At 63.9% G+C, this 14,282-nt stretch carries 13 protein-coding genes; 8 read left to right on the plus strand and 5 right to left on the minus strand.

From position 1 onward, the window contains the following. Nucleotides 1–129: 129 nt before the first annotated feature. The 3 genes from A39O_RS0115155 to A39O_RS0115165 all read left to right on the plus strand — a co-directional run bounded on the left by A39O_RS0115155 (nucleotide 130) and on the right by A39O_RS0115165 (nucleotide 4,530). Complete coding sequence (locus A39O_RS0115155) at nucleotides 130–813, plus strand: response regulator transcription factor (protein ID WP_026199438.1); 684 nt, start codon at nucleotides 130–132, stop codon at nucleotides 811–813. Continuing rightward, nucleotides 810–2,144 (plus strand): ATP-binding protein, encoded by a 1,335-nt coding sequence (locus tag A39O_RS0115160; RefSeq protein WP_020505509.1) that lies wholly within the window; start codon nucleotides 810–812, stop codon nucleotides 2,142–2,144. Before A39O_RS0115155 ends, A39O_RS0115160 begins: the two co-directional genes overlap by 4 nt. A gap of 166 nt (nucleotides 2,145–2,310) precedes the next feature. Then, nucleotides 2,311–4,530: an alpha-amylase family glycosyl hydrolase gene (locus A39O_RS0115165; protein WP_020505510.1), complete on the plus strand. Its 2,220-nt coding sequence runs from the start codon at nucleotides 2,311–2,313 to the stop codon at nucleotides 4,528–4,530. 84 nt (nucleotides 4,531–4,614) lie between these two features. Here the strand turns inward: A39O_RS0115165 and A39O_RS0115170 are convergent, their stop codons facing one another. Continuing rightward, a complete protein-coding gene (locus tag A39O_RS0115170) occupies nucleotides 4,615–5,034 on the minus strand; it encodes a hypothetical protein (protein ID WP_020505511.1) in 420 nt (139 codons plus the stop codon). A gap of 355 nt (nucleotides 5,035–5,389) precedes the next feature. On the opposite strand from A39O_RS0115170, the gene pssA reads away from it, so the two are divergent. The 5 genes from pssA to A39O_RS0115195 all read left to right on the plus strand — a co-directional run bounded on the left by pssA (nucleotide 5,390) and on the right by A39O_RS0115195 (nucleotide 10,310). After that, nucleotides 5,390–6,154, plus strand: coding sequence for a CDP-diacylglycerol--serine O-phosphatidyltransferase (gene pssA / locus A39O_RS0115175; RefSeq protein WP_020505512.1), 765 nt, complete (start codon nucleotides 5,390–5,392; stop codon nucleotides 6,152–6,154). Nucleotides 6,155–6,209: 55 nt separating this feature from the next. After that, entirely contained in the window at nucleotides 6,210–6,455 is a 246-nt protein-coding gene (locus tag A39O_RS0115180; protein ID WP_020505513.1) for a hypothetical protein, read from the plus strand. Nucleotides 6,456–6,553: 98 nt separating this feature from the next. Then, nucleotides 6,554–7,543 (plus strand): hypothetical protein, encoded by a 990-nt coding sequence (locus tag A39O_RS0115185; protein WP_020505514.1) that lies wholly within the window; start codon nucleotides 6,554–6,556, stop codon nucleotides 7,541–7,543. Continuing rightward, entirely contained in the window at nucleotides 7,540–8,154 is a 615-nt protein-coding gene (locus A39O_RS0115190) for a cytochrome b/b6 domain-containing protein (protein ID WP_020505515.1), read from the plus strand. The genes A39O_RS0115185 and A39O_RS0115190 overlap by 4 nt, the downstream gene beginning before the upstream one ends. Beyond that, nucleotides 8,151–10,310: a multiheme c-type cytochrome gene (locus tag A39O_RS0115195; protein WP_020505516.1), complete on the plus strand. Its 2,160-nt coding sequence runs from the start codon at nucleotides 8,151–8,153 to the stop codon at nucleotides 10,308–10,310. Before A39O_RS0115190 ends, A39O_RS0115195 begins: the two co-directional genes overlap by 4 nt. A 423-nt stretch (nucleotides 10,311–10,733) precedes the next feature. On the opposite strand, the gene A39O_RS38540 is transcribed toward A39O_RS0115195, so the two are convergent. The 4 genes from A39O_RS38540 to pstB form a co-directional block, all read right to left on the minus strand. Then, entirely contained in the window at nucleotides 10,734–11,198 is a 465-nt protein-coding gene (locus A39O_RS38540; RefSeq protein ID WP_020505517.1) for an ImmA/IrrE family metallo-endopeptidase, read from the minus strand. 675 nt (nucleotides 11,199–11,873) lie between these two features. Next, entirely contained in the window at nucleotides 11,874–12,455 is a 582-nt protein-coding gene (locus A39O_RS0115205; RefSeq protein WP_020505518.1) for a Uma2 family endonuclease, read from the minus strand. Between the two features lie 188 nt (nucleotides 12,456–12,643). Continuing rightward, nucleotides 12,644–13,405, minus strand: a complete 762-nt coding sequence (locus tag A39O_RS0115210; protein WP_020505519.1) for a phosphate signaling complex PhoU family protein — start codon at nucleotides 13,403–13,405, stop codon at nucleotides 12,644–12,646. Beyond that, on the minus strand, nucleotides 13,405–14,268 hold the full coding sequence (gene pstB, locus A39O_RS0115215) for a phosphate ABC transporter ATP-binding protein PstB (RefSeq protein WP_020505520.1): 864 nt from the start codon (nucleotides 14,266–14,268) through the stop codon (nucleotides 13,405–13,407). Before pstB ends, A39O_RS0115210 begins: the two co-directional genes overlap by 1 nt. Nucleotides 14,269–14,282: the final 14 nt, after the last annotated feature.

Genomic DNA, 14,282 nt, shown 5'->3' on the forward strand with positions numbered 1-14,282 from the left:
GCATGTCTGCAAGATCCATAGGGCTATAGGGGCGCCTGTAGGGGCGACATGAGTCGCCCGATCACGTCGGAAAAATTCTTTCCCGGAAATCACCTGAGTCTGCCCGATGTCAACCGCCGCGAGAACCCGATGCGTATCCTGGTGATCGAGGACGAGGCGGCGCTGCGTACGCAGTTGACTGACCGACTGCTCCGCGAGGGCTTTCGGGTGGACGACAGCGGGAACGGCGACGAGGGATTCTATCTGGCGACCGAGTACCCGTTCGATGCGGCGGTGGTGGACCTGGGTCTGCCGGGGATGCCGGGCATCGAGATCATTCGCCGCTTGCGCGCGGCCGGCAACCGTCTTCCGGTGCTGGTGCTCACTGCCCGCGGCCGCTGGCAGGAGAAGGTCGAGGGATTGGAGGCGGGGGCGGACGACTATCTGGCCAAGCCGTTCGAGATGGAGGAGTTGCTGGCCCGGCTGCGCGCCCTGCTGCGTCGCGCCGCGGGCGCGGCGACTGCCGAGTTGATCGCGGGTCCGGTGCGCCTGGACCGCGCCGGGCAGCGGGTGGCGGTGGACGGCCGGCCGGTCGACCTGACCGACTTCGAGTTCCGCCTCCTGGAGCGGCTGATGACGGAACGCGGACGCGTATTATCCAAGCGTGAGTTGGCTGACTATCTCTATCCCCATGACGAGGACCGGGACAGCAATGTGCTGGAGGTGCTGCTCGGGCGCTTGCGGCGCAAGCTGGATCCGGACGGCCGCCTGGCGCCGATCGAGACCTTGCGCGGCCGGGGCTATCGCTTCGTCCTGGGGCATGACCCGGCGTGAGATCGCTGCAGACGCGGGTCACGGCGGTTGCCGCCCTGGTGCTGGTGGTGTTCATGGTGCTCGCCGGCCTGGCCTTGGAGCGCGCCTTTCAGGCCAGTGCCCGCTCGGCACGCGAGGAGCGACTGCTGGGGCAGGTCTATCTGCTGATGGCGGCGGCGGATGCTGACGATGTTGGTCTGACTCTGCCCCGCGCGTTGGCCGAGGCCCGCTTCAGTCTGCCTGATTCGGGGCTTTATGGGCAGGTGAGTGACGCCGCGGGTCGGACGGTGTGGCGTTCGGTCTCGGCCATTGATCAGCGGATTCCGTTCGCGACCGGGCTGGCGCCGGGTGAGCGCCGCTTCCACGAGGCGCACGACGGGCACGGCAACGCTTATTTCGTCGAGGGCTACGGGGTCCTCTGGACGATTGGTCCGGCCCCCCGCGCCTACACTTTCAGCGTGGCCGAGGATCTCACCGAGTACCGGCGCGAGTTGGCCGGATTTCGCGGCAGCCTGACCGGCTGGCTGGGGGCCATGTCGATCATCTTGCTCGCGGCCCTGCTGTCGGCGCTGCGCTGGGGGCTGGCGCCGTTGCGGCGGGTGGCGAACGAGGTCGCCGCGTGCGAGGCCGGAGCGCAGGATCGCCTGCATGGTGTCTATCCGCGGGAACTCCGCGCACTCACCGACAATCTCAATGCATTGTTGGCTCATGAGTCGGCCCGCCAGACCCGGCTCGGCAATGCCCTGGCAGACTTGGCCCATAGCCTGAAGACCCCGCTGGCGGTGCTGCGCGGGGCGCTTGGCGAGGCGTCGCTGCAGCCCGCGCTGGCCGCGCGGCTCGTGGAGCAAATCCACCGGATGGACGCGATCGTCGCCTATCAGTTGGAACGCGCCCGCGCGCGACCCCTGGCCGCGCTGGCCGCGCCGGTGCCGGTCGCGCAGGTCGTGGAGCGGCTGATCGCGACGCTGACCAAGCTGCACGCCGGGCGCGCCGTTGCCGTCACCCTGGATCTGGAACCCGGGCTCATCTTCCGCGGGGTCGAGGGCGACCTGCTGGAGGTGCTCGGCAACCTGCTCGATAATGCCTGCAAGTGGTGCCGCACTCAGGTTGACATTGGCGGTCGGCGGGAGGGGGGAACGCTGGTGCTGTGGGTCAGGGACGATGGCCCCGGTATCCCGCCGGACCAAGTGCGTGCGGTGATCGAGCGCGGCGCGCGCGCGGATTTGTCCACCCCCGGACACGGCATCGGATTGGCCGTGGTTCACGAGATCTGCCGCGCCTATGGGGGTGATCTGGTGCTCACCGACAGCCCCGTCGGTGGTACCTTGGCACGGGTCCGGTTAGCGGCTTGATGGTTCCGTAACGGGTTCGTCACTGCCGGGATCAGGCGATTGCCGGAAATCGCCTCATTCCATCAACGCCGTTGCCTCCCTGTCATTGCAGCTACGCGGGTCAGTCCGGACAGCGCCTGACGACGCCGATTTTTGCTGGCTCATCTATTCGACCTAAGGACCCTTCATGCCCACATCGAACCATACCCTGCTCCCGAACCAGGATCTGATCGTCGGCTGCGAATGCCCCGCAGGTTGGGCCGAACCCCTCTATATCCATTGGTGGGACGGCGCGCCTGGCGGCGGGGGCAGCGGGTGGCCGGGCGTGCCGATGCAGCCCGACCCCGAGCGGGCGGGCTGGTACCTGCACCGGTTTCCGAATACCCGCGTGATGCATCTGATTTTCAACGATGGTCAAGGTCACCAGACCCCGGATCATGTGCGCGAGCGCAACGGTTGGCTGGATGCCCGGGGGCACTGGCACAATCAGGCGCCGGCCGTCAGCGCGGTCGCGCCGCCGCCCGCGGAGCCGGCCGCCGCGCACCAGTCGGCACCCGTGGTCGCCTGGACCGCGGAGGCCCCGTTGGCGCCGGTCGGGGAACGCACTGATTTTCGCGAAGAGACGATCTATTTCTTGATCACCACGCGGTTCTACGACGGCGACCCGTCGAACAATTTCTTCTGCCGCGACCGCATCCGTTTCGACGCGGCGGGTCAGGCGGTCGATCCGCATTGGCGCGGGGACTTCAAGGGGTTGATCGCGCGGCTGGACTACATCCGTGATCTGGGTTTCACGGCGATCTGGATCACCCCGCCGGTCGAGAACCGCTCCGGGCTCGACTACCACGGCTATCACCCCTATGACTGGACCCGGGTCGACCCGCGCCTGGAGTCTCCCGGCGCCACCTATCGGGACCTGATCGACGCGGCCCACGCCCAGGGGATCAAGATCATCCAGGACGTCGTGCTGAACCATTCCTGTCAGTACGGCATCCGCGGCCAGGTCCACATCGACCATCTGCCGATCAAATACTATGTGCCGCAGGGTTCCGCGCCGGGGCGGGTGAATCACGGACCCTATCAGGGCAACCTGGGCAACTATGCCTGGCCGAACCGGGACGATATCGACAACCCGCTGGCTCCCGACTGGTGGCGTGAGCGCCATCTATCCGACCCCGAGGGGTGCGAGCCCCTGGTCGACCCCAAGACCGGCGAGACCGTTCCCAAGGCCGGCTATAACCCCGGACGCTTCTTCGGGGTGGATGCCAACCAGTTGGATCCGGAGTGGTTCCACCAGGAAGGCTTCATTTGCGGCGGCGATTGGGAGAGCACCCATCCGCTGCAGCACAAACACCTGGCGGGTGACTGCATCGACCTGGCCACCAATCGGCAGAACGTGAAGGACTACCTGATCGGGGCCATCAACGGTTATCTGGACCTGGGTGTGGATGCGCTGCGCATCGATACCGTGAAGCATGTGGAACGCGACAACCTGCTCGAGTACGTCAATGCCTGGAAGGCCCACAAGCCGGGGCTGTTCGTCTTCGGCGAGAATCTGGTCAAAGGCTATGGTTGGGGCGACCTGGGCGGCGGCGACAACGGCCCGAGCCAGATCCGCCCCTGGTGGTACACGCGCCTGGGTCATGACCCGCGTGACCCCAACGCGGGCGGCGACTCGGGCTTCTCGGTGCTCGATTTCGGGCTCTTCTCCACCTTCCGCGACACGGTGAGCAAGGGAACCTACGGCGGCACGGCACAGATTCTGTCGATGGACTGGATCTATGGCGATGTGACCAGCCTGGTGACCTTCCTGCAGAACCACGACGTGGGTCCGGACAATGACTTCAAGTTCCGTTTCAAGGGCGATGACTGGATGGCCGCGGCGGCCTATAACCTGATCTGGACGGCGCGGGGCATTCCCTGCCTCTACTACGGCGAGGAGATCGCGTTCATGCGGGGCGCTCCCCAGGATGTCGAGGGTGAAAAAGATACCCTGGATCAGACCGGCCGCGCCTATTTTGGCGACCACCTGATCGATGAGCGGATCGGCCAGACCCAGTCCCACCCGCTCTACCAGCACATCAAGCGGCTCAACCAGATTCGCCGTGCCGTCCCCGCGCTGCAGAAAGCGCAGATGACCCAGGTGAGCGAGTGGGGCAGCGGCATGCGTTTCGTCCGCGACCTGTCGGGCGAGGGCAGCTATGCCGTGATCGGGCTCGCCATCGGCTCCGACCAGTCGGTGACGGTCGAGGGGGTGCGCGACGGCATCTACCGCGATGCGGTGACCGGTCGCGAAGTTCAGGTCCACGACGGGCGGCTGAGCTTCAGCGTGCATGCCAATTCCGCCGGAATCTACGTCCTGGACGGACCCGGCAAAGTGGGGGTGGACGGCGTCTACCTGCGCTGAGCGAATCGCCCCTTGGAGTCCAAGGCTTCAGCCTTGGCGCGGCGCCGTTCCAGGGCTGAAGCCCTGGACTCCGCGTCGCTCCGACTACAGGAGTTTCACCAGCGCCGCGATGGCTCCCACCTGCGCGAACATCAGCGGGATCAACCACAGCAACAGGCTGTTGCGGCTCCGTTCGATCCCGGTCTTGACCTCGCCGCGCAGTTGCTCGATATCGGTCTTGACCGCGCCGCGCAGTTGCTCGATCTGCACCGTCAGGTCCGCGCGCACCTGGGCGATTTCCTTCTGCAACCGCAGTTCGGTTTCGCTCAAGTCGGCGCGCACTTGGGCGATTTCTTTCTGCAACCGTAGCTCGCTCTCGCGCAGATGCCCTTGGGTGACCAGGTCCGGCAGGTGCGGATAGCGTTCCTCCAGCCGCTCGAAGGCCTCCGCGATCACGCGCGCGCGGGCCCGTTCGTCCGGCGCAGTGGCCAGTGCTTCGTACAGTTGTACCACCGAGGTGGCCATGCGCAATGCTCCTGATCAAGAAACCGCCCACCTTGCCCCCGCCAATGGTATCAAAGTGCGGGCAGCCCTGGGGAAGCGCATGGTCGCCGAATTGCGGGCGTACATCACCCCGCTGGTTGGACCAACCAGTCGAGTGCGCGGTTGGCGAACGGCCCCCGGCAGCTGATCGGCGCGGGCCTAGCGCGAGAGGTGCGCCGGGTGGTCGGAGTCGAGCAGGCGCGTGTTGGCGTCTGGGCCTCAATGGAGCCGAGGGCGCTCAGGTTCCCCCAGACTCCTGGCGCGGGGTTTCCTTAGGGCTCCGTGCCCGTCCCCGGCTATACTCGCGCCCCAAGTCCTTCGGCCCGGTAGCACCCGTATGGAAGAAACCCCAGTTCCTCGTAAACGTCCCCGCGGCATCTATCTGCTGCCCAATCTGTTCACCACCGCGGCACTGTTCGCCGGGTTCTACGCCGTGCTCGCGGCCACCCAGGGGCGGTTCGAAGCCTCCGCCATCGCCATCTTCGCGGCCATGCTGCTCGACGGGTTCGATGGGCGCGTGGCCCGCATGACCCACACCCAGACCGCCTTCGGGGCCGAGTACGACAGCCTGTCGGACATGGTGGCCTTCGGGGTCGCCCCGGCCCTGGTCGCCTACCACTGGGCCTTGGGCGGGCTCGGCAAGGTGGGTTGGCTGGCCGCTTTCGTTTACTGCGCCGCCGCGGCCTTGCGCCTGGCCCGGTTCAACACGCAGGTGGGAACGGCGGACAAACGCTTCTTCCAGGGGCTCCCCAGCCCCTCGGCCGCCGCCATCGTGGCGGGCGGTGTCTGGATCGGTGCCGACCAGGGAATCGATCCCTCCTATGTTTCCTGGCTCGCGGCCTTCCTGACGGCCGGGGCCGGACTGCTGATGGTCAGCAACTTCCGCTATTGGAGCTTCAAGCAGCTCGATGTTCAGGGGCGGGTGTCCTTTCTGCTGGCCGTGGTGGTGATGCTGGCGGTCGCCCTGATCCTGATCCATCCCCCCGTGGTGCTGTTCCTGGGCTTCTTGGGGTATGCCGTCTCGGGTCCGGTCTGGACCCTGCTCCAGTTGCGCGAACGGCGCGCCAGCCGCCGCCACGGCCGCCCGGCCGGCGGGGGCTGAACGGACTGACCGTCGACGGCCGTGACGATTTCCGAGATCGATATATACTCTGTAGGTGCGTGACGACGCGGCCATCCGCCGCGTCTTCTTCCCGCGGACCATCGACGCCCTCCTGGCCGACCCAGGGTGGTTCGTCGAAGGACGCGGGGATCAGTGGCTGATCTATCGACTGTCGGAGCGGGTGGCGTCACGCCGGATAGCCGCGTTCCTGGACCATGCCATCGCGTTGATCGAGCGGCTTGCCGGCCGCGCCGAGGGTGTCAGAACGGAGGAGTCATCGTGCATTGCCCTGAGTTGTTGAGTGCCATGCCTGAGTCAGCCCTTGCAGCGATTTTTCGAACCAGGTTCTACAGGGTTTCGGTCGATTGGTTCCGGCAGGTTCCGGCGACGCCCCGCACGATGAACCCGCCGGGCGGCCGACCGTGGTGGGCCGGGTGGCTGGACCGTATCGGTCGCGGATCGATCCGAAACCTTCCGGCGGTCTTGGCGTTGCTCGGTGCGGGCCAGTTGCTGGCCGCGGAGGTCCAGGACGACGCGCAGATAGCCGCCGAGCGCAAGGCCTGTCTGGTGTGTCACCAGATGGAGACCATCGCGTATCGGGACCCGACGACCGGTGAGATCCGGGATCTCCACATCGATCGCGACCGCTTCGCCCAATCCAACCATGCCGCGCTGGCCTGTACCCGTTGTCATGACAAGGACTATGTGCGTTACCCCCACCGCCAGGGGTCCGCGGATGAGGCCCTGACCTGCGCGGGCTGCCACGACGATGATCCCAAGTTCGAGCGGTATCGCTTCAAAGCCGTCGAGGCCGAGTTCGACCGCAGCGTCCACGTGCGCGAGAACCCGGACCGGCAACACCCGGGGCTGAAAGAGCAAAAGCTGACCTGTTTTTCCTGTCACAACGCGCACGTGTTCCGCGCCACCCAGCCCGGTGAAGCCATCGAACAGATCGTGCAGGGGCACAATCGGGTCTGCATGTCCTGCCACACGGCGTTCCAGGACCCGACCCAGGTCAGCCATGCCTGGCTGCCGAATCGGGAAGCCCACTGGAAGGCGGTGCGCTGCCTCGATTGCCATACCCAGCAGTCCGCGTTGCCTTCCCATGAGATCCTCCCCGCCGGACAGGGGGTGCGCAGTTGCGACGATTGCCATTCCAAGGGATCGACCCTGCTCAATCAGTTGTATTCCTACCGCTCCGAACAGGCGATGGCCAGCCAGGGGCTGCTGTCAACGGCGGTGTTCAATCAAGCCTATGTGGTCGGCATGAGTCGCAACGTCCTGATCGACCGACTGGCGCTGGGCCTGCTTGGACTCACCCTGCTGGGGCTGATCGCCCATGGCGTGGGTCGCTACCGGGCCTATCTGGCCAAGAGGAGTCAAGCATGAACGCGCTCTATCTCTATTCGCTGTGGGTCCGGGCCTGGCATTGGATCAATGCGCTGTTGTTCCTGGTGTTGATCCTGTCCGGGGCCAGTATGCATTTCTCCGGCGTCACCTGGCTGCTCGCCTTCGAAACCGCCCGGCCGGTGCACAATATCGCCGGAATTCTGCTCACCATCGGATGGATCGTCTTTGTGGTGGGGAATCTGGTGACCGCTAATGGCCGTTTCTATCGTATCCACTGGCGGGGCTGGCTGACGCGTATGACCGAGCAGTCCTGGTACTATGCCGTCGGCATCTTTCGCAACGCGCCACATCCGTTCCACCCCAGTGAGTCCGAAAAGTTCAACGAGCTGCAGAAGCTCACTTATCTTGGCGTGATGTACGCCCTGATGCCGCTCTTGATCGTCAGCGGCTGGGCCTTCCTGCTGGTCCCCTATCTGCCGGAGACCCTGTTCGGTATCGGCAGCGTTTGGGTCGTCGCGATGACGCATCTGACGGTGGCCTACCTGCTGGTGCTCTTCCTGCTGACCCACCTCTACATCATTACCACCGGCACCACCCTGTTCTCCAACCATCGGGCGATGATCACCGGTTGGCATCGGGAGGACGTATGACAGGTTCATTGTCGCAGGTCGTGTCACGGGCCGCGCGCAAGCGTCTGCTGATCGGTCTGGCGGTGCTGCTGGCCGGCTGGCTGGCCTACCAGTTCCTTTATCCGGTCATGTTCCAATGGTATGTCGGCGAGTCCAATCCCCGGCTGAATTTTGCCAGCAGTCAGGAGGTCAGTCCGGAGCAGTTCGAGACGCTCGCCCGCGCGCTCACCCTGGCCGCGCGCGAGGCCAAGGCCGCGGAGCAGGTCTCGGATCAACAGGATCCCTTTGCCCGCAAGGTCAAGATGGAGATCCTGATGAATACGGACTCCTTCCTGCGTGACACCGACTATCCGCATATCAAGTATTTCCGCGACGCCGGCATCCGCCGCTACGCCGGACCCGAGACCTGTCTGCGCTGTCATGCGCGGATGCCGGTGGAGCATGCAGACGGCATCCGCACGGAGGTCGACACCCTGCAGAACCTGGTCGACTCGGTGCATTTCAAGTTCCAGAGCGACTCGGGCGGCTTCTCGACCTATGGTTATGACGGCCGTCAGGTCAATGGTCCGGGGTCGCGCAAAATCCCGGTGGGTAAGATCAACCGCGCCTGCGGTATCCCCGGCAGCTTCTCCTGGACCGGTTGGGCCGCCCTGGTCAAGAGCCGGCCGGAAGACAAGCCTGGCGAGGTCGAACTGCGCAGCGAAGGCTGTGGCCAATGCCATATCGGCGGCAACTACCAGCCCGCTACCGAGAAGATGATGCCCGTGGGGGATGTGCCGACCCATGCCAAGGAGGGGATCGACTGTCTGATCTGTCATGCCGCGCAGTATGATATGAATGAGCGCTATGTCATCCAGGATCAGGGCGGGCGGCGCTGGAATCAGGACCGCAGTCTCGCCGCCGCGCTCACCGTGCGGCCGGTGACCAACGCCAACTGTTTGCGCTGTCATCAGCACAATATGGGCGGCGATGCCTATGTCCACAATCAGGCCGCCCAGGCTCTGGGCCATGAGAACCGGCGCCTGCTGCATCGCGGGGCCAAGCGCGGCAATCCGTTCAGCCCGGAGGATGATGTCCACGCCGCGGCCAAGATTCAATGCACTGACTGCCACGTTCCGGAAGGGCACCGGATTCCGCGCGGCCGCAAGGGCGTCGATCTGGTGGCCAATGATCTTCCCGGCAAGGACGTTTCCTGTGAGTCCTGCCATTCGCGCGCACCGCACAACAACGCCGATTACAAGGCCCTGCTGAACGGCCATATCGCCCGGCTGGCGTGCGAAACCTGCCACATCAAATCACTGCAAGACAACAATGTCGTGCTGCGCGATTGGGTCCATCCCACCTGGGACGCGGAGGAGGGGGTCTATATCCCGACCGACATCTACCGTTCGGGTCAGACCGGCAAGGGCTTTACCTATCTATGGTTCAACGGCAACGGCACCTTCCTCGCCAATGCCCTGGGAAATAATCCCAATGGTTCATTGGACTACAACCCATTGATGAATCAACTGGTGCGCATCACCGATCCGGAGTCGCTCGCGGCGGTCCGTGCCAATGTTGAGCAACTCAAGAAGGCATATCCGGACATTGATGTCGATGCCTATGTGAAAATGGCGACCGATCCGCTGTCCCAACTCTCGCCGGCCATGCTCGCCAGGCGTCAGGAGATGATCCAGCAGAACCTGCGCCGGGCGATGAACGAGGGGGAGAGCCGGATCTACCCATTCAAGATCTTCAACGCCATGATGTATGAGGATATGGGGAATCAGGGACCTTTCGGGGCTATGATCCTGCCGTTCGATTACGCGACCTACTATGAAACGGGTGACAGTGCGGCGGCAGTCATCCAATCCATCAAGGACCCCATCGTGGTGCGCATGTATCAGACGCCGTTCAAGCTCTACATGATGGATGAGTTCATGTCCTACTTCGGCGTGACTCAGGGTTGGGACGCCAGGTACCCGCTGGTGGACGGAAAACTGGTCAATGTCGAGCCGCACTGGATGCGTCAGATGGGCAGCCTGATGATCAACCACGGGATCAAGAAAGACGCCTGGCAGTGCGTCGACTGCCATGCGCCGAACGGCATTATGGACTACGCCGGATTGGGTTACACGCCCGAGCGGGTGGCTGAGTTAGAGACCCTGGATGTCTCGCGGATCGGAGAGATCAAATAAACAACGAATACAATCGTTGTCGCAATCGGAGAAACGATTCTATTTGGCATTAGCAGCCCGATGTCTATCGGGTTTCGATTTGCTACGTCGCCTGGGCGTACCAGGCCGCCAACGTTTGAAAGGCTTCTATCGCCACGCACGGAACCAACGAATCGTTGCGATGCTTGCAACGCTCGGACAGCGAAACAATGGAGTTTGTGTGCTAGCGCGAGCGCTGTGGAGCGCGCTCGCGTAAGCTATTGTTCCTATTAATCCTCCCGCTAAACTTAGGGCCATTCTCCTCTGACCTCTTTTCCTCTCCAGGGGTTCGGTCTCACTGCGTCAACTCCGTGGCCCGCTTTATTACGAAATCCATGAAGTTTGGATGCGCGGCAAAACTCCGCAGATCGTCTCTGTCATGGAATCGCTGCATACACGCAGCAGTTACCGATGCCGCTCTTCGTTGTCCTTCTGGCAAACAAAAACTATGTTCTCCGGAAGAAGCGAACCGAGGCGCCTGGACGCAGCAAGAGCGGATACTTCGCAGCGCTCGCATATTCGCTTGTGCGCCGTGCTGAGATTTGGAGTGGATTCAATGAGCTCGCCGAGCCAAGGTGAGGGCATCAGGAGTTCTGCGGCGAACTGATTGGCTTCTTCCTCGAACACCCAGTAGTCATCACTTGACTCGACATGCTCCGGGTCTAGGTGATCGACGATAGTACCCATATGCCAGGGAATGATTATGTGGCCTAACTCGTGCGCCTCTGTGAATCTCCTCCGGAGCCGTGAGTTAGAAGAGTTGATAATGACACGAGGCTTCTTCCCGGGAACCTTGAGGTTCAAACAGACGCCATCGATTCCTCTGATTGGAATACGGGTTTCGACGACATCTGCATAGCGCTCCAGCATGGAGCGCACGTCTACCGGCAGCGTAAGTCCATACTTTGCTGTCAGGCGCTGAGCGAATCCGACTGGCGCACTAATTGTTAGTCCCACAGTCCCTGACCCTTTAGCCAGCGCGCCAACTCTCGGGCTTTCCCCGACGATTCGGCTCGCGCGGCCATTGGTAGTGCGCTGAATTGCTCAATCAAATCCGCCGCATCTCCGCAGCCGTCAAGGATTGAGGGCTTTGGTATTGGGATTGGTGGCACGAAGGAGCGTCTTGTTGTGAGACCTAACGACTAAGCGCTGATCCGTCGTGCGCGCCACGCTGATCCCCGGTCGTGGCACGACGCCTGGCGCGCACGAAGGATAAACGTTTGTTGGACCAGTCCGATCCATCCTGGCACGATGCCCGCTGCGGTCGCCGCCGTCTTTCGAGAGGCGATTGTATCCCCGCGCCCCGGGTCGCCGGCCGCTGACGGGCGGCGTCTGTCCACCCGGGCGGCCGTTCGATGCGGCACCAACCGGGCATCCGTGGGGGTCCGCACGGCGCCCGAGAGCGCTATTGGGGTGAATTGTAGATCATTTTTCGAAGTGTTGGCGAGCGTGAACGCAGGCCGCGGGCGGCCTGTCCGCACCGCCTCAAGGACTCGGCGAGCGACTCAAGCGGCGATTCGCCGATGTCACGGACCCGGCGCAGCATCACGCGGGCACGAACTCGACCTTATCGTAGACCTCCGCCAAGTCCAGGGTGCAGTCCAGACTGGCCAGATGAATGGAGTCGCTCAGGTCGGAAAAATCCGTGAGGGTCCAACGGCCGTCCTCGCCGCGGGTAAAGAGATCCACCGCGACCTGATGTTGGGAGACCAGGAGGTATTCCCGCAGACTCGGGATTTGGCGGTAGAGGGCGAACTTGTCGCCACGGTCATAGGCTTCGGTGGAGCCGGAGAGGACCTCGACGATCAGGCTGGGGTTGAGCAGGATATCGCGGCGGTTGTCCTGGAATTCGTGTTCGGCGCAAAAGGCGACCAGGTCCGGATAGGTCCCTATATTGGAGGTTCGGACACGCACCTTCATGTCGTTGGCATAGACCTGGCAGGGGCGGCCTTTCATCTGCATCCAAAGCAGACCGCTGATATTTCTCACGATCGCGTTGTGGGCCGCGCTCGCCCCGGTCATCGCGAAGACTTCGCCGTCGATATATTCGCTGCGGCCTTCCAGGGATGCGCGCTCGGCTTCCAGCCAGTCCTCGAAGGTCAGATGGGGTTTGGGTTGCGGTAACATGGCGTGTCTCCGGTATGGGGGCCGAGTCAAACAGCCGTCAGTGTTCCTCACGCATGGAGTTTCCGCAAGATGACGATCTGCGGTGGGAGCGGCCCGCGGCCGCGACGGGTGACGCCGATGCTCAGGATCCCGCGAGCCCCATCGCGGCCGGAGGCCGCTCCCACAAAGTCTTCGTGCGCTCCAGGCGCCTAACCCCCGCGATGGCGCAGTGTCTCGACCAGAATTTCCCGATTGCGGAAGCGCACGTCCTTGCCCTCGGCCACGTAGATGACCTGTTCGGCAATGGCGCAGGCGTGCTTGCCGACGTGCTCCAGGGTATGGGCGACGATGACGAGCGGGGCGAGCTTGATCGCCGGCAGCGACGCAGTGGCTGGCGCGATCAGCGTCTGGTGCAACGTGCCGGCCGCGGAGCGCATCTCGGCCTCGTCCTCGAAGACGGCGACCGCCAGGTCGATGTCGAACCGCGAGACAGCCGCGACGCCGCGCTCGAAGGCACAGCAGATCACCTCGTCCAAGGCCCGCAAGGCGTCCTGGATCGGGGGTGGTAACCGGGTGTCGTCCGCGCGGAACTCCAGCGCGCGGCTGGCGATGCGCGCGGCCTTGTCGGCGGCCCGTTCGGCCTCGGCGGCGATCCGTGCCAACGCGAGGACGATGCGCAGATCCACCGCCGTGGGCTGACGGCGCGCGATGAGCCGGAACACTTCCTCGTCCGCGTCCAGCGCCAGGAAGTCGATCTGGGGCTCGCGGTCCAGCACCCGGTAGGCCGGGCTCAGGTCCGGGCCCAGCAGGGCACTGACCGCGCCCTGGATCTGCTCGACGGTCCGCTCCCCCATCTCCAGGATCAGGCCGCGCAGGCGGGTCAACTCCTCATCATAGGCGCGCACCCGATGCGGGTGTTCGATCGTCTTGGCGCCTCCCTGGAGAGACCCCCCGGACGGCGCAGCGCCCATCAGCCGAACCGTCCGGTGATATAGTCCTCGGTCAGTTTATGCCGGGGATTGGTGAAGACCTGGGTGGTCTCGCCGACCTCCACCAGATCGCCCAGATGGAAATAGGCGGTGCGCTGGGAGACGCGGGCGGCCTGCTGCATGGAGTGGGTGACGATGGCGATGCTGTACTGCTCACGCAGTTCGTCGATCAGTTCCTCGATGATGGCGGTGGCGATCGGGTCCAGGGCCGAGCAGGGCTCGTCCATCAGGATCACTTCCGGCGACACGGCGATGGTGCGGGCGATGCACAGGCGCTGCTGCTGACCGCCGGAAAGGCCGGTGCCGGGCTGGTCCAGACGGTCTTTGACCTCGTTCCACAGACCGGCTTTGCGCAAACTGGTTTCCACCAGCGCGTCCAGCTCGGCCTTGGAGTTGGTCAGACCGTGGATGCGCGCTCCATAGGCGACGTTCTCGTAGATGGACTTGGGGAACGGATTCGGTTTCTGGAAGACCATGCCGACCTGGGCACGCAAGGGCACCGGATCCAGTCCCTTGTCGTAGATCTCCTGGCCGTCCAGGGTGATCGAGCCCCGCACCCGGCACCCGTCGATGGTGTCGTTCATCCGGTTTAGGCAGCGCAGGAAGGTGGACTTGCCGCAGCCCGAGGGGCCGATCATGGCCACCACCTGATGGTTGCCGATGTCCAGGCTCACGTCTTTGATGGCGTGCTTGTCACCGTACCAGACGTTCACCTCGCGGCAGACCATGCGTGGGTCGGGGGTCGTGATGTCGCCGATGGTCCCGCTGAAGTGGCCGCCCCGGGCCAAATCGGCGGCACTCACGGCGCCGGTATCACGGACGATCTCACTGGCTAGAGCATTCATAACGGATCTCGAAT

This window comes from Lamprocystis purpurea DSM 4197 (genome assembly GCF_000379525.1).
Taxonomy (GTDB): domain Bacteria; phylum Pseudomonadota; class Gammaproteobacteria; order Chromatiales; family Chromatiaceae; genus Thiodictyon; species Thiodictyon purpureum.